Below are 17,771 nucleotides of genomic sequence, written 5' to 3'. Positions count from 1 at the left end.
GCCTTAACTCTCATGTTCCACCAGGCGCTGCAGTGCCGCCTGGCTGTGCGGGAGATCTGCGGCCTTGGCAACGTCCTGGCCGAGGAATTCCATGATTTCCGGCCAGCGTTCCAGAGCTTCGTCGGTGGCCGCATCGTTGCCGCGCTGGTAGGCGCCGATGGCAATCAGGTCGCGGTTGGCCGAGTAGGCCGAGACCAGCCGCTTCAGCTTGCGGATGCGCAGGCGCCACGGCTCGTCGGCGATTTCGGTGACCACGCGGCTGACCGACGATTCGACGTCGATGGCCGGGTACAGGCCACTGTCGGCCACGCGGCGCGACAGCAGGATATGGCCGTCAAGGATCGCGCGCGCAGCATCGGCAATCGGATCCTGCGGGTCGTCGCCCTCGGTCAGCACGGTGTAGAACGCGGTGATCGAACCGCGGCCCTTGGCCCCGTTGCCGGCCCGTTCGACCAGCGCCGGCAGCTTGGCAAACACCGATGGCGGATAGCCGCGGGTGGTCGGCGGTTCGCCCACCGACAGGCCGATCTCGCGCTGCGCCTGGGCAAAGCGGGTCAGCGAATCCATCAGCAGCAGGACGTTCAGGCCCTGGTCGCGGAACCATTCGGCGATGGCGGTGGCGCGGTAGGCACCGTGCAGGCGCGCCAGCGGCGGCCGGTCGGCGGGGCTGGCCACCACCACCGCGCGACGCAGGCCTTCTTCGCCCAGCGTGGTTTCGACGAAGTCGCGCACTTCGCGGCCTCGTTCACCGATCAGCCCGACCACGATCACGTCGGCGGCGGTGTAGCGGGTCATCATGCCCAGCAGCGTCGATTTGCCGACGCCGGAGCCGGCGAACAGGCCGACACGCTGGCCACGACCGATCGGCAGCAGCGCGTTGATCGCGCGCACGCCGACGTCCAGCGGCTGGGTGATCGGCTCGCGGGCCAGCGGATTGATCGACACGCCGGCCATGCCGACATGGCCTTCGGCGCGGATCGGACCCTTGCCATCCAGCGGCACGCCATCGCTGTCGATGACGCGGCCAAGCAGGCCTTCGCCCACTTCCACGCCGCCACGGCGGGCCGAGGGCACCACGCGTGCATTGGGCAGCAGGCCGTGCAGTTCGGCGCTGGGCATGAGGTAGGTACGTTCGCCGGCGAAGCCAACCACTTCGGCGTCGACCCAACCGCCATCGACCACTTCCACCTTGCAGCTGGCGCCCAGCGGCGCTTCGCAGCCGACCGCTTCGAGCGTCAGCCCGACCGCGCGGCGCAGCACGCCCTCACGGATCAGGCCGCGGCCATGGGTGGTATCCACGCGCAGTCCTTCCAGGCGCCGGGCCAGGCGCAGGTTGCGTGCGACCGCCCAGTCGGCTGGCGGCGGGGACGGCAGGGGTTCGGGCGTCATGCGCTGGCTCCCGTCTGGCGGATCACTGCGTCCAGTGCGCCGCGCAGGCGCGCTTCCAGGGTGCCGTCGATGCGCACGGCTTCGGCGTGCACGCGCAGGTCACCGCGGCTGAGGCTGGTGTCGGGCACCAGACGCTGCTGCGGGGACAGGCTGAGCAGGGGGGCGAGGGCGGCGATATCGTCCGGGTGCAACCGTACTTCCACTTCGCGGCTGCTGCCACCGACGGCATCGATGGCTTCACCGACCAGTTGCGCCAGCAGCGCCGGCTCGGCCTCGTAGGCGCGGCCGACCAATGCACCGGCGATGCGCACCGCGAGTTCGCCCAGTGCGCCGACCACTTCGTTTTCCAGGCGCACCAGCGGGCGGCTGAAGTTGTCCAGGATGCCTTCGATCTGCGCGGCAAGCCGGCGGATCTCGGCCTGGCCCTGGCCATAGCCTTCGGCGTGGCCGTGCTCGAAGCCTTCCTTCTCGGCGCTGTCCTGGATGGCCTGGATTTCCTCCAGCGTGGGCAGCTGCAGTGGTGGTTCCGGTGCGTGGTCCGGATCCGGTTCAGTCAGCTCGAAGGCATCTTCCTGGTCCAGCACCGGTTCGGGCCGGGCCAGCAGATCCGGGGCAAGCCAGCGCACGACGTTGCTCACAGCATGGCCTCCGCACTGCCACCGATGGTGACGGTGCCTTCATCGGCCATGCGCTTGACGATGGCCAGGATCTCGCGCTGCGCGCCTTCCACGTCGGACAGGCGCACCGGGCCACGGGCTTCCATGTCCTCCAGCAGAATCTCGGCCGCGCGCTGGGACATGTTGCGGGTGATCTTGTCGCGTACCTTTATGTCGGCACCACGCAGGGCCAGGCCCAGCCGCTCGCCGCTCACCTCACGCAGCACCAGCTGCATCTCGCGGTCGTCCAGGTCGACCAGATCGTCGAACACGAACATCAGGTCCTGGATGCGGCCACTGAGCGGCGCATCGATGCGCGCGATCTCGCCCAGGATCGCCTGGTCCTGGCCGCTGTCCATGAAGTTGAGGATGTTGGCCGCACACTGCACGCCGCCGATGTTGGACGACTTCAGGTTCTGGTTGCCGGCGAACTGGCGCTCCATGATCTCGTTGAGCTCATTGAGTGCGTTCGGCGGAATGCCGTCGAGGGTGGCGATGCGCAGCAGGACGTCCACGCGGGTGCGGTCGGGCAGCAGCTTCAGCGCGTCGGCGGCCTGGTCGGTTTCCAGGTGGGCCATCACGATGGCGATGATCTGCGGGTGCTCGTTGCGCACCAGGTCGGCCACCGCACGCGGGTCCATCCACTTCAGCGCGTCCAGGCCGGTGGTGTTGCGGCCCAGCAGGATGCGGTCGATCAGATTGCCGGCCTTTTCGCTGCCCAACGCCTGCACCAGCATGTTGCGGATGTAGTCATCCGAGCCCACGCCCAGCGAGGTCTTCGAGCCCAGTTCCTGGCCGAACTGGTCCATCACACGCTCTACCTGCTCGCGGGTGATGTCGGTCATGGTGGCCATGGCGATGCCGATCTTCTGCACTTCCTTGGGCTCCATGTGGCGCAGCACTTCGGCTGCGTCCAGCTCACCGAGGGACAGCAGCAGCACGGCCGCGCGCTGCACGCCGGTCAATTGCGGCTCAGTCATTGGCCACCCAACCCTTGACCACCTGGGCCACACGCTTGGAGTCGGTCTTCACGGCTTCACGCGCCATCCGCAGTCGTTCCTCGTAAGAGTCCACCGGCAGGGCCAGCGCATCCGGCCCTCCCAGGCTGGCCCGGTCCGCGCCCAGTGCCGGCAGCGGGAGGCCATCGTCGTCCACCAGCTGCACGTCCGCGGTGTGCGGCTCCAGTGCCTGGTTCTCGTTCTTCTTGCCCTGGCCGGTGATCGCACGCAGCGCCGGGCGCAGTACGCCGAACAGCAGCGCCAGTACCACCACGGCGCCCAGCAGCATGCGCCCGGCATCGTGCACCCAGGGCAGCTCCCACCAGGCCGGGCCTTCCACCGGCGTGGTGTCGCGCACAAACGGGGCATTCATCACCGACACGGTGTCGCCGCGCTCGGCGTTGAAGCCGACCGCCTGCTTGACCAGGGCTTCAACGCGGGTCAGTTCGGCGGCCGACAGCGGCTGTGGGCTCACCTTGCCGTTGGCACCAGCGCGCGGCACGTTGTCCACCAGCACTGCCACCGAGACACGCTTGATGCGCCCGGCCGGCTGCCGGGTGTGCTGCAGGGTGCGGTCCAGCTCGTAGTTGCGGGTAGCGTTCTTGCTGCTTTCGGTCGGCGCCTGCGCGGTGGCGGGCGCGGCCTGCTGGCCCGGCGGGCTGTTGCTGGTCGCGCCCGGTACGCCCTGCGGGCCCGGGGTGCTGGTGGTGTTCTCGCTCATCTGCTCGCTGCGCAGCTTCTGCGGTTCACCGTTGTAGAGTTCGCGGGCTTCCTCGGTCACCGAGAAGTCCATGTCCACGCTCACTTCCGGATTGACGCGGCCGGTGCCGGTCATCGGTTCCAGCAGTTCGCGGATGCGCTGGTTGAACGAGGTTTCCTGGCGGCGCACCTGCTCGAACTGGGCGGCGTTGACGGCCGCCTCGCTGTTCGGATCGCTGACGCTGAGCATGCGCCCGCTCTGGTCGACCACGGTCACCCGTTCCGGGGCCAGGTCGGGAATGCTGGCCGCCACCATGTGCACGATGGCATCGACCTGGCTGCGCTCCAGCTGCTGGCCACCGCGCAGTTCCAGGGTGACCGAGGCACTGGCCACGTCGCGCTGGCGGGTGAAGGCGCTGGGCTTGGGAATGGCCAGGTGCACGCGCGAGTCGCGCACCGGGCGCAGCGTGTTGATGGTGCGCGACAGCTCGGTTTCCAGCGCGTGCTGGTAGCGGGCGCTTTCCACGAACTGGCTGACGCCGAAGCCGGGGTCGCGTTCCATCAGCTCGAAGCCCAGCTTGCCACTGTCGGTCAAGCCCGAGCCCGCCAGCTTCAGGCGGGCATCGTGCAGGTTCTTTTCCGGCACGGTGATGCCACCGGTGGCCGGATCGAGGGCGAACGGAATCTGCGCGGCGCGCAGCAGGTCGGTGGCTTCAGCAGTGGCCTTCTGGTCCAGGCCGGTGTAGAGCGGCACCATGCCCGGCTTCTGCGACCAGAAGAACACGGCCAGGCCCGCCGCCACCGCCACGGCGATCATCGCCATCAGGCCCAGCCGACGGGTGATCTGCAGGCTCTGCAGGCGGTCGAACCATTGCCCGGCCTTCTCGGCGTTCAGGCTGTCCTTGGAAAGCGTCAGTGCCATGCGTCAACGTTCCTTACAGCGGCATGTTCATCACGTCCTGGTAGGCCTGGACGAGACGGTTGCGGACTTCCACGGTGGCGCGGAAGGCGATCTGGGACTGCTGTGAGGCGACCATCACCTTGGCCAGGTCGGCGCTGGGGTCGCCCAGTTCGAAGGCCTTGGCCAGCGCGCCGGATTTCTGCTGCGCATCGTTGACGCCGGCGATCGCACCGCGCAGGGTCTCGGTGAAGCTGGCCGGCTGCGCCTGCGGGGCATCCAGGACCGCTCCCGGCAGGGCATTGCTGCGCGGCGCTTCGGCCAGCGGGTTGAGCGCCGGCTGTCCCATCTGGGTCTGATAGGAGCGGATCTGCGAAAGGATCGACGTGACGGAGTGGGACATCTGCAACGGTTCCAGAAACAGGGGATGGGGTTGTCTGCTGGAGCAGGTGCAAGTGCCGTGCCGAAACCGGTTTTCGATTCAGTGAAGTGAGGGTGGGGGTGTGTTTTGTGGGGTTGCACCCCGCGCCCTGCCGAATCAACGTCAACGTCAAAAGCCGGTCTACTGAGGGGGCGGGGTGGGTCCGGTTGCGGGGGACGCCGTAAATCCGTCCATGGAGGCTCAATCGCCGCATCCATGCGGCTCACGCCCCCGCAACCGGACCCACCCCGCCTTCGACAGTTCTCTGTGATCTGAAGGTGGGTGTCGACCGTTGGTCGGCACTGCTCGGAGGGGGGGCAGATCCCGTTGCCGTGCAACGGGCTCTGACCCCGGTCGTGGCGCCATTTAACCGGCGTCGGTTTTCTGGCCTAAGGGTGCAGGGTCCAGTGGCCGGAATTCTGGCGCTGGCGCGGCGGGATGGGGCCGTCGTGCTGGGTGTAGATGAAGCGGCCCTGGCGATCGCTCAGGCAGGTCAGCAGCAGGGTGTAGTGGGCGACGCCGGCCGGGTGGCTTTCGCTCATCCGGATCTCCGCGATATGCGGGGCCAGGCGCTGGTAGCGGTAGCTGCCGCCGATGCGCAGGTCGGTGCCGAGGATATCCAGCACGTACTGGTTGCCGGCAAAGCTGACCTGGACCATGCGCCCGGCGTTGGGGTTGTCCGGCGCGTACAGCGGGTCGCTGAAGTTGGTGAACTGACGCTGGTCCAGCGTGGTGGGCAGGGTGCAGTCGGCGGCGCCAGCCAGGGCTGGGCAGAGCAGGGCGGTGAGCAGGGTAAGGCGTTGCACGATGGAACCTCCTTGGAGTGTTCCTGCCATGCTCCGCATCGCAGCTGCGTTGTCTTTAGGAAAACCTGCAAATGCAATGGGGTCAGATCCCTTTCCGCAGGAAAGGGATCTAACCCCGGATTCTGGAAACACCAACGCCCGGGCAAGCCCGGGCGTTGGTGCCCCCTTCATCCTGGCAACGCGGTTCAGCTGGCCAGTTCGGCCTGCTCGCGTTCGATGCCGTACTTGCGCAGCTTCTCCACAAGGGTGGTGCGGCGCAGGCCGAGCAGCTGGGCGGCGTGGGCGACCACGCCCTGGGTGCGTTCCAGTGCTTCGTTGATCAGGCCCAGTTCGATGTTGGCCATGTGGTTGCGCAGGTCCAGGCCGTCGTCGGGCAGCGCTGCGGGCGCCGCCGGGCGATTGACGGCAATCCCGTGTTCCAGCGCCGGTTGGTTGCCGCTGCCCGGGGTGTGGAACGAGAAGCTGCGCAGGTCCAGGCGTTCTTCACTGGCCACCGACGGCGCCGGAGCCGCAGCCGGGGCGACAGCCAGTGCGGTATCGCCACGGTAGCGGGCCGGCAGGTCCTGCACGCGCACCGACCCGCCCGGATGCAGCACCGCCAGGCGCTCGACCAGATTGGTCAGTTCGCGCACGTTGCCCGGCCATTCGTATCCGGCCAGGGCCTGCAGGGCCTCCGCGGTGAAGCGCACTTCGCCACGGCCGGTGCGGGCCAGCTGCGCGGCGATGGTTTCCACCAGCGCGGGCAGGTCTTCGCGACGTTCGCGCAGGGCCGGCACGTCGATCGGGAACACGTTCAGGCGGTAGAACAGATCCTCGCGGAACTTGCCCTCGGCAATGCGGGTTTCCAGGTCGCGATGGGTCGCGGCGACCACGCGCACATTGCAGCGGATGGTCTGGTTGCCGCCCACCCGCTCGAAGCTGCGTTCCTGCAGCACGCGCAGCAGCTTGACCTGCATCGGAAGGCTCATGTCGCCGATTTCATCCAGCAGCAGGGTGCCGCCCTCGGCCATTTCGAAACGGCCCTTGCGTGCGGTCAATGCGCCGGTGAAAGCGCCCTTCTCATGGCCGAACAGTTCGCTTTCCAGCAGGTCGGCCGGAATGGCGCCGCAGTTGATCGCCACGAACGGGCCATCACGACGCGGCGAGCGCTGGTGGATTGCACGCGAGACCACTTCCTTGCCGGTGCCCGATTCGCCGAGCACCAGCACGGTGGTATCGAACGCGGCCACCTGCTCGATCATGGTGCGCAGTTCGGTAACGGCCGGGCCATTGCCGGTCGGTCCCTGGTCCTGCACGGCACCGGCCTGGTGCTCGGCATCCAGGCGCTTGAGGCTGGCGCGGCGCAGCAGGGCTTCCATCTGCGCGTGACGCAGTGGCGTTTCCAGCGGCCAGATGTTGGCTTCGTGCAGGCCATGCAGCTGCGCGAAGGCAGCGGCATCACCATCGGCCAGCAGCACCGGTGGCGGCAGGCTGCTGCCACCCAGCCAGTGGTACAGCGCCGTGCTGGCGGCACTGTCGTCCAGGCTGCCGACGATCACCGCCATCCAGTCGTTCTGGCGCTGCCGGCCCAGGTCGAAGTCGGCCGCGTCGGAGACCCAGCGCGGATTGAAGTCCATGAATTCCAGCAGGGCAACGGTGCGCTCGGCGCGCACGGCGTCGTTGTCCAGTACAAGGATGCGCGATTCGCTCACGATCGATCCTCCCTGAGGCCTTCCAGGATCGGCATGACTTCCTGGATGTAGGACAGCTTGCTGACGAAATTGTCGGCGCCGGCGCGCAGTGCGTGTTCGCGGTGCTCGGCGTCGTCGAAGTGGCTGGCGATCACGATGTAGGGGGCATCGTCCTGGGACTTGATCAGGCGGGTGGCCTGCAGGCCGCCCATTTCCGGCATGGCCAGGTCCATCAGCACCACCTGCGGGCGCAGCGTCTCCGAACGTTCGATGGCTTCCAGGCCGTTGCCGGCGCTGCCGACGATCTGCAGCCAGTCGATCTTGCGGAAATGACGCATCGCCGCATTGATGAAGCCCTCGTGGTCATCGACCAGCAGGACCGTGAGCTTGTTCATGTCCAACATCCTTTTCAGCCCACCCGGGCCAGCTGCGGTTGCCTGGCGCTGAGCCGGCGCCGTTCGCGGGCCGGGGCGATATCCAGTTGTTCTCGGTATTTTGCGACGGTTCGGCGTGCAATGTTCACCCCCTGGCGCGACAACAGGCCGGCGATGGCCTCGTCAGCCAGCGGGCGGCCGGCCGGCTCGGCGTCGATCAGGCGCCGGACCATGGCCTTGACCGCCTGGCCGGAGACGCTGGCACCTTCCAGGCGCACGGCGAAGAAGTGCTTCAGTTCGAAGGTGCCGCGCGGGGTCTGCAGGAACTTGCCGGTGGTGATGCGCGAGACCGTGGACTCGTGCATGCCGATCTCCTCAGCCACTTCCTTCAGGGTCAGCGGCGCCATGGCTTCCTCGCCACGCACCAGGAACGCGGCCTGGCGCTCGACGATCACCCGCGCGGTGCGCAGCAGCGTGTCATAGCGCATCGACAGGCCGCGGCTGAACCAGCGCGCTTCCTGCAGCATCTCGCGCAGCGCTGGGGCGGCCTCGCTGCTGTCGGCCAGCGCCTGTTCGTACTGGCTGTTGATCGAGACGCGGCGGCTGGTGGCCGGGTTCAGCGCCACCTTCCATTGATTGTCGGCATGCCAGGCGACCACGTCAGGTACCACCACGGCGTTGCGCTCGGGCAGCAGGCTGTCGCCCGGGCGCGGTTGCAGCGAGAGGATCAGGCGCACCGCCTCGCGCACGTCGTCGATCTCGGCGTCGTGCTGGCGGGCGAGGGCGGGGTAGTCATGCGCGGCCAGCGCGTCCAGTGCGCCGTCCAGGATGCGTGCGGCCAGGTGCCGCGCAGGCACCACGCCATGCAGGCTGCGCAGCTGCGCCAACAGGCCCTCGCGCAGATCCTGCGCGGCCATGCCGGCCGGCTCGCCGTGCAGCAGCTGCTGGCGGATGGCTTCCACGCCGTCGGCGGCGATATCGAACTGTGCACTGGCCAGCAGCTGCAGCTGGTCCAGCGGTGCCTGCAGATAGCCGGCCTCGTCGCAATGGTCCAACCAGAACGCCGCCACCGCCAGCTGGCGATCGTCCATGTCCAGCGACAGGCGCTGCAGCACGCGCAGCTGCGGATCGCTCGATTCGCCTGCGGCGATGCGCGCCATGCGGTCATCGTCACCGTCCTGCCAGCTGGCGCCGGTGACATCCCACATCGACGACTCGGGCAGTTCGTCGAAGGCAGCGGTGTCCAGCGTGGTGGCGCTGGCATCGTTGGCGTCGGCGGCGGGCGCTTCGGCCTCTTCGATCTCCAGCAGCGGGTTGGAGTCCAGCAGGCGTTGGATTTCCTGTTCCAGGTGCAGGCCATCGAGCTGCAGCAGCCGGATCGACTGCAGCAGCTGCGGGGTGAGGTGAAGTTGTTGGCCCAGCTGGGTCGAGAGTGCAGCCTTCATCGTGGTTCCCCGGCACCGCTCCCCGGCGCCTTGTGGAACGCATCTTGCTTTTCATCCGGCGCAGGCGGAATCGGGGGGTTCCTGAGGGTGCTCATGGAAATCCTGACGGGATGTAAGGAAAACCCCTACATGGGCGCAGGATATTGACGATGAGCGAAGCTAAGGCATTGATTCGTGGTGCTGGATCTGCCATGCCCGCTGTCCGTCGTGTACGGATTCCTGTCGGGGCGTGTCGGAGCGACGGAATTTCGTCGTCGATGCAGGAGGCGCGGGGGCGGATTCCTTTCCATGGGAAAGGGGTCTGATCCCAATGCCGGTGCTTACTCCAGCTCGTGCTGGTGGCGCGCGGCCAGCAGCAGCAGATCATTGGCGCGGCGGCAGCCCAGTGATTCCATCATGCGCGCACGATGGGTCTCCACGGTCTTGACGCTGATGCCCAGGTCGGCGGCGATTTCCTTGTTGCTCTCACCCTTGCCGATGCGGCGCAGGATCTCGCGCTGGCGCGGTGACAATGCGGCGATGCCGGTGGGCTTCTCGCGGCCGAGCATCGGTGCCAGCATCTTGGCCGAGATCTGCGGGCTCAGGAACACCTGGCCGGCATGTGCGGCGCGCAGCGCCAGCTCAAGCTCCTGCGGCGCCGCGTCCTTGACCACAAAACCCACCGCGCCGCGATCCAACGCATCGCGGACATGGGCGGCGTCGTCGTGCATGGTCATCATCACCACCCGGGTGCCAGGGGCACGCAGGCGGATATCGCTGAGCGCCTCAAGGCCGGTCCGGCCGGGCAGCGACAGGTCCATCAGCACCACGTCCGGTGCGTGCTGCAGGGCCAGCTGCAGTGCCTGCTCGGCGTTGCTGGCCTCAGCGACCAGCTGCACGTCGGCAAACCCCTGCAGCAGCCGCGCCAGGCCGGCACGGACGAGGGTGTGATCGTCGACGATGAGAACTCGCACAGGCACGCAGCAGATCCGTCCAGGGGAGCCCACCTTAACTTAGCTGAACGGGCGCGCCAAGGGTTGGCCTTCGCGCGCCCGCAGGCACGATTCAACGGGCGCGACGCGCCTCGGCCACCTGCCGGCGGTGCAGGCGGAACAGGTGCCGCTCCATGGCCATCTCCAGGCCATCGCCCAGCCGTTGGAAGCGCAGCCACAGGAAATGCCCACCACTGCCGTCGGCGGCTTCGGCCACCACTTCCACCGGCAGGTCGATGTGATCGGGCAACCAGTCGCTGGGTTGCAGGCGGACCACACCGGCCTGACCCGCGCTGGCGCCACTGCGTGGGCCGAGCTGGAGGCGGATGCCGCGGCGTGACCAGCGCACCGGGCGCAGCGTGAGTTCCTGGCCCTGCTGGCGCACCAGGCGGCCCAGCAGCACCATCGCCAGGTCGAGCTTGGCTTCCACGCGCTGCAGCTGCAGGCTGGCTTCGCTGCGTTCTTCGTGCTCGTCGATGCGGCTGTCCTCCACCAGCGCCAGGCTGCGCAGCAGCCCTTCGGCGCTGCTGGTACGGCCCGCCGCGCTGCCGGCCTGGAACTCGGCCGGCAGGGCCAGCTCGCAGCTCAGGGTCTCGTCGAACAGTTCGCTCTCGGCCGGATGATGCAGCGAGGTGGTGGGCAGCAGGGTCATACCAGCGATTCTGCCTGCAGGTAGGCATGCGCCGCGCGAAGAGAGCGCTGGCCATCGTTCATCAGTGCAGCCACCGCATCGCGGCGCTGGCGCAGCAGGCCCAGCAGGTTCTGCTGGCGTTCGAACAGTGCCGTGAGCGGGGCGTGGTCGGCCGCGGTCAGCGGTTGGCTGAGCAGGGCATGCAGGGTGCTGTCGTGGCCATCGAGCAGGCTGTCGGCCTGGTCGAGCGTGTCTTCGCCCAGCGCCTTCTCGAAGGCATCCAGCTGTGCGTGCAGTTCGTGCAGGCTCATGGTGCCACCGCGGCCGGGCGGCGCTGTTCCTGCGGAATCGCGTTCCAGGCGCTGTCGATCTCGCCGAGCAGCTGCAGAGCCTCGTCCAGCGCGGCACGGTCATTGTGCAGGTTGGCTTCGGTGAGGCGCTGCAGCACGTAGTCGTAGAGCGAGGACAGATTGGCGGCGATCTCGCCACCGGCCTCATGATCCAGCGAGCCGTTGAGGTGGCCGACAATCGCACAGACTTCGCCGATCGCTTTGCCCTTGCCGGCCTGGTCGCCGCGTTCCAGGCTGGCCAGGGCGCGGCGCACACGCTCCAGCGCGCCGGCCAGCAGCATCGCCACCAGCTTGTGCGGATCGGCATCGGCGACCGCGCTGGTTACACCCACCTGGCGGTATTGCTCGGCGTACTGACGGCTGGAACCGTACATTCGTGATTCTCCTTGCGCTGGGCGCCGCCGGGCGATCAGGGTGATCGCAGCCGACGGCCCGGCGATGATTGCTGTTGCGTCCGTTATCGGTGCGTTGCGCGCCAAACTTGAGCGCTGCACACGCGTTGTCAGCGATTCAACTGCGCCAGCTGCTGCTGCAGTGCGGTGTTGCTCTGCTGCAGCTTGCCCATCAGGCTGTCCAGCGCGATGAACTGCTTCTTGTAGCGCTCTTCCACGCTCTTCATGCGCGTGTCGAGGTCCTTGCGGCGCTTGTCGATGTTGTCCAGGGTGGTGTTCAGGCCCTTGGTGCGTGCAACAAAGGCGCCTTCCTTGCCGACCGTGGTGCTCACGTAGCCGTCCACCAGCGAGTACAGCTGGCCAGCGCCGCCGGTGTCACCGGTAATCGCCTGGCGCACCTTCTCCGGCTGGGCGGCCAGGGTGGCTGCGAACTTGGTGGTATCCAGCACCAGGCTGCCGTCGGCATTGGGGTAGCCGCGGGTCTGCAGGCCGATCGCCTTCGGGTCCAGCCCGGAGGCGGAAAGCTCCTTCAGCACGCCGGCCATCACCGAACGCAGCTGGCTGGAGGCACCGCGCATCTGGGCATCGCCGGTCAGGGCCGATGCTTCCTTGGTCTTGGCGTCGTACTTGGTTTCCGAGTTGATCGCCGCGATCGCCGCGTTGTAGGCGGTCACGAACTCCTGCATCACCTTGGTCGCCGCAGTGGTGTCGGTGCTGATCACCACGGTGCTCTTGCCGGGCACCTTCAGGTTCAGGGTAAGGCCCGGAACGGCATCGGCCACGGTGTTGCTGGCGCTGACCACCTTGACGGCATCGATGGTCAGTTCGGCATCGGCGGCTGGGGTGTTCTGCTTCAGGCTGCCGACCAGTGCGCCCAGCTTCGGGTCGCTGCCGCCGTACTCGAGCTTGATGGCGTTGGCGGCACCGGTCTTTTCCTGGGCGATCGACAGGTACTGGTTGTCACCGGAGGTGATCAGCGTGGCCTGCACGCCTTCCTTGCGGCCGGCGGCATCGATCTTGTTGCGGATGGTGGTCAGCGTATCGCCGTCTTCCACCTCCACGTTCATGGTCTTGGCCTTGTCACCGACACCGACGGTCAGCGTCAAGGTCCCGGCACCGAAGGTGTCGGTTTTCGGCACCGAGGTGTCGGCGATCAGCTTGTGGGCGGTGGCCAGCGAAGTCACATCGACGATGTGCGTGCCATTGGAGGCGGCGGCCTTGGTCGTGCCCAGGTCGTACAGCGCCACCGAGGCGGTCAGCACGTCCTCGGCATTGTTGAGGCCGGCCTTGCCCGAGGCGGTCACGGTGCGGGTGTCGAAGGCGGTGGTGGCCTTCAGCGCGGTCAGCGCGGTCTTCAGCTTGTCGAAGGCCGAGGTGACGGTGCCGATCGACGACAACTGCATCTTGGTCTTGGACTGCTGCAGGTTCAGCGCATTGTCGGCGGGCTTGCGGTCTGCCGCGACCAGCTGGTTGACGATGTCCGAGATGTTCAGTCCCGAGCCAATGCCACCGTATCCAAAGTCTGCCACGTCGTTTCTCCTGGTATCCGGGCCTGGCCGCGGTGCGGTGGCCCGTCGTCAACGAAAATAGCGGCCTGCGCCGCTGGGTCTTGAGGACTTCGTTGATGCATGCGCCGTGCCAACGCTCTGGCGGCGGGTTCTGGCACGCAGGTTGCAGGAGGGATGGGGCAGGGTGCGGGTGGGTTCACCGCAGGCTGCCGGGGGTCTGCAAAAAACCCTCCCCCAAAGCAGGGGAGGGATCAGGCTACTGACAATCGGGGGGAGACGAAGCCGCCCGGTACGTACAGTCAAGAGTACAGCGCTGAAAGAGAGGTCCGCAGGGGCGGGCGATGCCAAGCCGGTTCGGGACGATTCCCGGGCCGGGCATGGCCCGCGCCTTCGAGTACCCTGGCTTCCAGGTTGCCGCTACCGTCGATTCACTTCGACGGTAGCGGCGCCTTCTTGCCGTGGATCAGCGCAGCAGGCTGAGCACGCCCTGCGGCACCTGGTTGGCCTGGGCCAGCATGGCCGTACCGGCCTGCTGCAGGATCTGGGTGCGGGTCAGCTCGGCGGTTTCCTTGGCAAAGTCGGTGTCCTTGATGCGGCTACGCGAGGAGGACAGGTTTTCCGACGAGGTCTGCAGGTTGGCCACCACCGAGGTGAAGCGGTTCTGGATCGCACCGAGGTCGGCACGGGTGCTGTTGATCGCACCCAGGGCCTTGTCGACCACTTCCAGTGCCTGCTGTGCGCCGAGCACGGTGCTCACGTCCAGCTTCTGCACGTTGGCGGCGGTATCGGCACCAGCGGTGTAGGCACCGGCGGCGGCAGCGGTACCCCAGGTCTTGGCGGTGCCATCGAAATCGCTGCGCATCAGCGCGATGTCGGCAGCGGCCACGGCCTTGCCTTCCTTCACCGAGCTCAGCTTCAGCGTGCCGTCGGCATTGGCTTCAGCATAGATGCCGGCTTCGCCGATCTTGGCGTTGATGGCGGTGGCCACGGCCTTGGAGGCATCGGCGGTGGTGGCACCGGCCTTGACTTCGACGGTGCCGATGTCAACGCCCATCACGGTGCCGGAGAAACGGGCGCCGTCGGTGCTGGCGGCCAGCGCAGCGGTTGCACCGCTGGCGAAGGTCGAGGTGCCCAGCGAGCCGGCCTTGGCGTCGATGGTCTTGTCGATGGCGATGGCCTGGCCGGCGTTGGCGCCGACCTGGAACAGCTGGCTGGAGAACGAGCCGTCCAGCAGCTTGGTGCCGTTGAAATCGGACTGCTTGGCTACGCGGTCGATTTCGCTGACCAGCTGGGTCACTTCGGCCTGCAGGGCCTTGCGGTCGCTGGCCGAGTTGGTGGCGTTGGACGCCTGCACCGACAGCTCGCGGACGCGCTGCAGGTTGTTGCCGATTTCGGTCAGCGAACCTTCGGCGACCTGGGCCAGCGAGATGCCGTCGTTGGCATTGCGGATGGCCACGTCGGTACCGCGGATCTGCGTGCCGAAGCGCTCGGAGATCGCCAGACCGGCGGCGTCGTCCTTGGCGCTGTTGATGCGCGAACCGGAGGACAGGCGCTGGATGGTGGTGGCCAGCGAGCTGCCGCTGGTGCTCAGGTTGCGCTGAGCGTTCAGCGACATCGTGTTGGTGTTGATGACTTGTGCCATGGTGCTTTTCCTTTGGCGGAGGTGGAACGTGTTTCAGGATCCGGGCGCCGCATCATGCAGCGCCCGGAGATCGAGCGGCGAGCGGATCAGCGCAGCAGGCTGAGCACGCCCTGCGGCACCTGGTTGGCCTGGGCCAGCATGGCCGTACCGGCCTGCTGCAGGATCTGGGTGCGGGTCAGTTCGGCGGTTTCCTTGGCAAAGTCGGTGTCCTTGATGCGGCTGCGCGAGGAGGACAGGTTTTCCGACGAGGTCTGCAGGTTGGCCACGACCGAGGTGAAGCGGTTCTGGATCGCACCGAGGTCGGCGCGGGTGCTGTTGATCGCACCCAGGGCCTTGTCGACGATTTCCATCGCCTGCTGGGCGCCTTTCACGGTGCTGACGTCCAGGTTGCTGGCGTACTTCGCCGCCGGTGCCGCCGCAGCGGTGGTGGCGGTGAAGGTCGGCGCGGTGGCGCCGGTCCAGGTGCCCGGGGTGGCGGTGATGGCCTTGAACGAGCCGTCGGCGTTGGTGCTGTCCTTGACCGAGGTCAGGGTGACGCCGGTGGTGCCGTTGACTTCGGCATAGACGCCGGTTTCGCCGATCTTGGCGTTGATCGCGGTCACCAGGGCTTCACGCGAGGCCTTGCCGGTGGCAGCGGCGTCGGCGCCCTGCTTGACCGAGACATCGGCGATGGCCACACCGTTGATGGACAGGCCGGTGGTGCTGAAGTCAGCGTTGGTGCCCGGGTCGGCCAGGGCCAGCGAGTTGGTGTCGAAGCGGGCGCCGCCCAGGGCGTTGGCCTTGGCATCGATGGTCTTGTCGATGGCGATGGCCTGGCCGGCGTTGGCGCCGACCTGGAACAGCTGGCTGGAGAACGAGCCGTCCAGCAGCTTGGTGCCGTTGAAATCGGACTGCTTGGCTACGCGGTCGATTTCGCTGACCAGCTGGGTCACTTCGGCCTGCAGGGCCTTGCGGTCGCTGGCCGAGTTGGTGGCGTTGGAAGCCTGCACCGACAGCTCGCGGACGCGCTGCAGGTTGTTGCCGATTTCGGTCAGCGAACCTTCGGCGACCTGGGCCAGCGAGATGCCGTCGTTGGCGTTGCGGATGGCCACGTCGGTACCGCGGATCTGCGTGCCGAAGCGCTCGGAGATCGCCAGACCGGCGGCGTCATCCTTGGCGCTGTTGATGCGCGAACCGGAGGACAGGCGCTGGATGGTGGTGGCCAGCGAGCTGCCGCTGGTGCTCAGGTTACGCTGAGCATTCAACGACATCGTATTGGTGTTGATGACTTGTGCCATGAGGAGAGGTCCTTGAGCGGTTGCACGTGAGTTGGGTTAGGCGCCCCCGACGTGCCCCGGGGGCGACTCATGTCAGCGCTGCAACAGGCTGAGCACGTTCTGCGGCACCTGGTTGGCCTGGGCCAGCATGGCCGTACCGGCCTGCTGCAGGATCTGGGTGCGGGTCAGTTCGGCGGTTTCCTTGGCGAAGTCGGTATCGCGGATGCGGCTGCGCGAGGCGGACAGGTTCTCCGAGGAGGTCTGCAGGTTGGCCACCACCGAGGTGAAGCGGTTCTGGATCGCGCCGAGGTCGGCGCGCACGCTGTTGACCGACTCCAGGGCCTTGTCGACGATGGACATCGCCTTCTGCGCGCCTTCGGCGGTGGTGACGTTCAGGTCCTTGACGAAGCTGGCCGCTGCACCGGTCAGGGTGCCGCCGTTGGTGCTGCTTTCGGTCAGGCCCAGACCGGCGAGGGTGGCGGCGGTGGCGCCGGTCGGCGGGGTGGCCGCGCTGACGCCCAGGGCGAAGGTCTGGCCATCCTTGACCGAGGCCAGGCTGATCACACCGGCGTTGACCGAGGCGACCACACCGGTTTCACCCAGCTTGTTGTTGATCGCCGCTGCGGTGGCCGAGCTGATCGATTCGCCGGCCTTCACCGTGAAGTCGCTGATGGTGACCGTGGTGGCGGTGCCGCCCGGCGGGGTCACCGAGACCTGCAGGCCGGAGTAGGTGGTATCGGCGGCGGCCTTGTCCACGGCCAGCGCGGTGCCGGTGTAGCCGTTGGCGAAGGTGGCTGCGCCCAGCGAATCGGCCTTGGCGTTGACCACGCTGTTGATGGCGATGGCCTGGCCGGCGTTGGCGCCGACCTGGAACAGCTGGCTGGTGAAGCTGCCGTCCAGCAGCTTGGTGCCGTTGAAGTCGGCCTGCTTGGCGACGCGGTCGATCTCGCTGACCAGCTGGGTCACTTCGGCCTGCAGGGCCTTGCGGTCGCTGGCCGAGTTGGTGGCGTTGGAGGCCTGCACACCCAGTTCGCGGATGCGCTGCAGGTTGTTGCCGACTTCGTTCAGCGAACCTTCGGCGACCTGGGCCAGCGAGATGCCGTCGTTGGCGTTGCGGATGGCCACGTCCAGACCACGGATCTGGGTGGTGAAGCGCTCGCTGATGGCCAGGCCGGCGGCGTCGTCCTTCGCGCTGTTGATGCGCAGGCCGGACGAGAGGCGCTGGATGGTGGTGGCGAGCGAGCTGCCGCTGGTGCTCAGGTTGCGCTGAGCGTTGAGCGACATCGTATTGGTGTTGATTACCTGTGCCATGGGGTCGTCTCCTCTTATATGGAACCCGTTGGTGAATGAAACGAAGCGCCGCCTGTTTTTTTGTGTGGCTGTGTGCTTCGCCGTTGCCAAATGAATAACGGCGCTTTGTCAACAACCTTTAGGCGTGAATTCCAATGGAGCCGTAATTCGTTGCCGGGGGCTGTTTTTCCGGGGTTTTCGCCCTGTTGCCAAGGTTGAAGTGCCGCGGAAGGGGCGGTCGGGCACGGCCCGTCCAGCGCTGATGAAGGTATCGGCGGGGCCGGGCCGGGCTTGAAGGGAAATCACGGAAAATCGGCCTGGAATGGCCTGGAATGGCCTGGAATGGCCTGGACTGGCCTGGCCTTGCCTGGCAGC

At 67.2% G+C, this 17,771-nt stretch carries 17 protein-coding genes; all 17 read right to left on the bottom strand.

What is annotated here, in order from left to right; translation table 11 throughout:
• Window positions 1–3 precede the first annotated feature (3 nt).
• Window positions 4–1,389, bottom strand: coding sequence for a FliI/YscN family ATPase (locus LZ605_RS05810; protein WP_249844077.1), 1,386 nt, complete (start codon window positions 1,387–1,389; stop codon window positions 4–6).
• The gene (locus LZ605_RS05805; RefSeq protein ID WP_249844076.1) at window positions 1,386–2,027 is read right to left on the bottom strand and encodes a FliH/SctL family protein; all 642 of its coding nucleotides are present in this window, start codon (window positions 2,025–2,027) and stop codon (window positions 1,386–1,388) included. The genes LZ605_RS05810 and LZ605_RS05805 overlap by 4 nt, the downstream gene beginning before the upstream one ends.
• Window positions 2,024–3,010 (bottom strand): flagellar motor switch protein FliG, encoded by a 987-nt coding sequence (gene fliG, locus LZ605_RS05800; RefSeq protein WP_057496445.1) that lies wholly within the window; start codon window positions 3,008–3,010, stop codon window positions 2,024–2,026. Before fliG ends, LZ605_RS05805 begins: the two co-directional genes overlap by 4 nt.
• A 7-nt stretch (window positions 3,011–3,017) precedes the next feature.
• Window positions 3,018–4,664, bottom strand: coding sequence for a flagellar basal-body MS-ring/collar protein FliF (gene fliF / locus LZ605_RS05795; RefSeq protein WP_249844075.1), 1,647 nt, complete (start codon window positions 4,662–4,664; stop codon window positions 3,018–3,020).
• A 13-nt stretch (window positions 4,665–4,677) separates the two neighbouring features.
• Window positions 4,678–5,043 (bottom strand): flagellar hook-basal body complex protein FliE, encoded by a 366-nt coding sequence (fliE, locus tag LZ605_RS05790; protein ID WP_107230455.1) that lies wholly within the window; start codon window positions 5,041–5,043, stop codon window positions 4,678–4,680.
• Between the two features lie 407 nt (window positions 5,044–5,450).
• Window positions 5,451–5,867, bottom strand: coding sequence for a hypothetical protein (locus LZ605_RS05785; RefSeq protein ID WP_249844074.1), 417 nt, complete (start codon window positions 5,865–5,867; stop codon window positions 5,451–5,453).
• A gap of 185 nt (window positions 5,868–6,052) precedes the next feature.
• Window positions 6,053–7,558, bottom strand: a complete 1,506-nt coding sequence (locus tag LZ605_RS05780; RefSeq protein WP_249844073.1) for a sigma-54 dependent transcriptional regulator — start codon at window positions 7,556–7,558, stop codon at window positions 6,053–6,055.
• Window positions 7,555–7,932, bottom strand: a complete 378-nt coding sequence (locus tag LZ605_RS05775) for a response regulator (protein ID WP_010485922.1) — start codon at window positions 7,930–7,932, stop codon at window positions 7,555–7,557. Before LZ605_RS05775 ends, LZ605_RS05780 begins: the two co-directional genes overlap by 4 nt.
• Before the next feature lie 14 nt (window positions 7,933–7,946).
• Window positions 7,947–9,356 carry an RNA polymerase factor sigma-54 gene (gene rpoN, locus LZ605_RS05770; RefSeq protein ID WP_249844072.1) on the bottom strand — a complete coding sequence of 470 codons (1,410 nt, stop codon included), beginning with the start codon at window positions 9,354–9,356 and terminating at the stop codon, window positions 7,947–7,949.
• A 320-nt stretch (window positions 9,357–9,676) separates the two neighbouring features.
• Window positions 9,677–10,309: a response regulator gene (locus tag LZ605_RS05765; protein ID WP_005413261.1), complete on the bottom strand. Its 633-nt coding sequence runs from the start codon at window positions 10,307–10,309 to the stop codon at window positions 9,677–9,679.
• Window positions 10,310–10,400: 91 nt separating this feature from the next.
• The gene (locus LZ605_RS05760) at window positions 10,401–10,979 is read right to left on the bottom strand and encodes a PilZ domain-containing protein (protein WP_107230460.1); all 579 of its coding nucleotides are present in this window, start codon (window positions 10,977–10,979) and stop codon (window positions 10,401–10,403) included.
• Complete coding sequence (locus tag LZ605_RS05755; protein WP_249844071.1) at window positions 10,976–11,269, bottom strand: hypothetical protein; 294 nt, start codon at window positions 11,267–11,269, stop codon at window positions 10,976–10,978. Before LZ605_RS05755 ends, LZ605_RS05760 begins: the two co-directional genes overlap by 4 nt.
• Window positions 11,266–11,682 (bottom strand): flagellar export chaperone FliS, encoded by a 417-nt coding sequence (gene fliS, locus LZ605_RS05750; RefSeq protein ID WP_249844070.1) that lies wholly within the window; start codon window positions 11,680–11,682, stop codon window positions 11,266–11,268. The genes LZ605_RS05755 and fliS overlap by 4 nt, the downstream gene beginning before the upstream one ends.
• A 128-nt stretch (window positions 11,683–11,810) precedes the next feature.
• Window positions 11,811–13,229, bottom strand: coding sequence for a flagellar filament capping protein FliD (gene fliD, locus LZ605_RS05745; RefSeq protein WP_249844069.1), 1,419 nt, complete (start codon window positions 13,227–13,229; stop codon window positions 11,811–11,813).
• 442 nt (window positions 13,230–13,671) lie between these two features.
• Entirely contained in the window at window positions 13,672–14,850 is a 1,179-nt protein-coding gene (locus LZ605_RS05740) for a flagellin (RefSeq protein WP_107230464.1), read from the bottom strand.
• Between the two features lie 86 nt (window positions 14,851–14,936).
• The gene (locus LZ605_RS05735; RefSeq protein ID WP_249844068.1) at window positions 14,937–16,127 is read right to left on the bottom strand and encodes a flagellin; all 1,191 of its coding nucleotides are present in this window, start codon (window positions 16,125–16,127) and stop codon (window positions 14,937–14,939) included.
• 72 nt (window positions 16,128–16,199) lie between these two features.
• Complete coding sequence (locus LZ605_RS05730; RefSeq protein WP_249844067.1) at window positions 16,200–17,417, bottom strand: flagellin; 1,218 nt, start codon at window positions 17,415–17,417, stop codon at window positions 16,200–16,202.
• Window positions 17,418–17,771 lie beyond the last annotated feature (354 nt).

It is taken from the genome of Stenotrophomonas maltophilia (genome assembly GCF_023518235.1).
Taxonomy (GTDB): domain Bacteria; phylum Pseudomonadota; class Gammaproteobacteria; order Xanthomonadales; family Xanthomonadaceae; genus Stenotrophomonas.
Note: the sequence above shows the minus strand (reverse complement) of the source record. Positions and strands in the feature narration are given on the sequence as shown.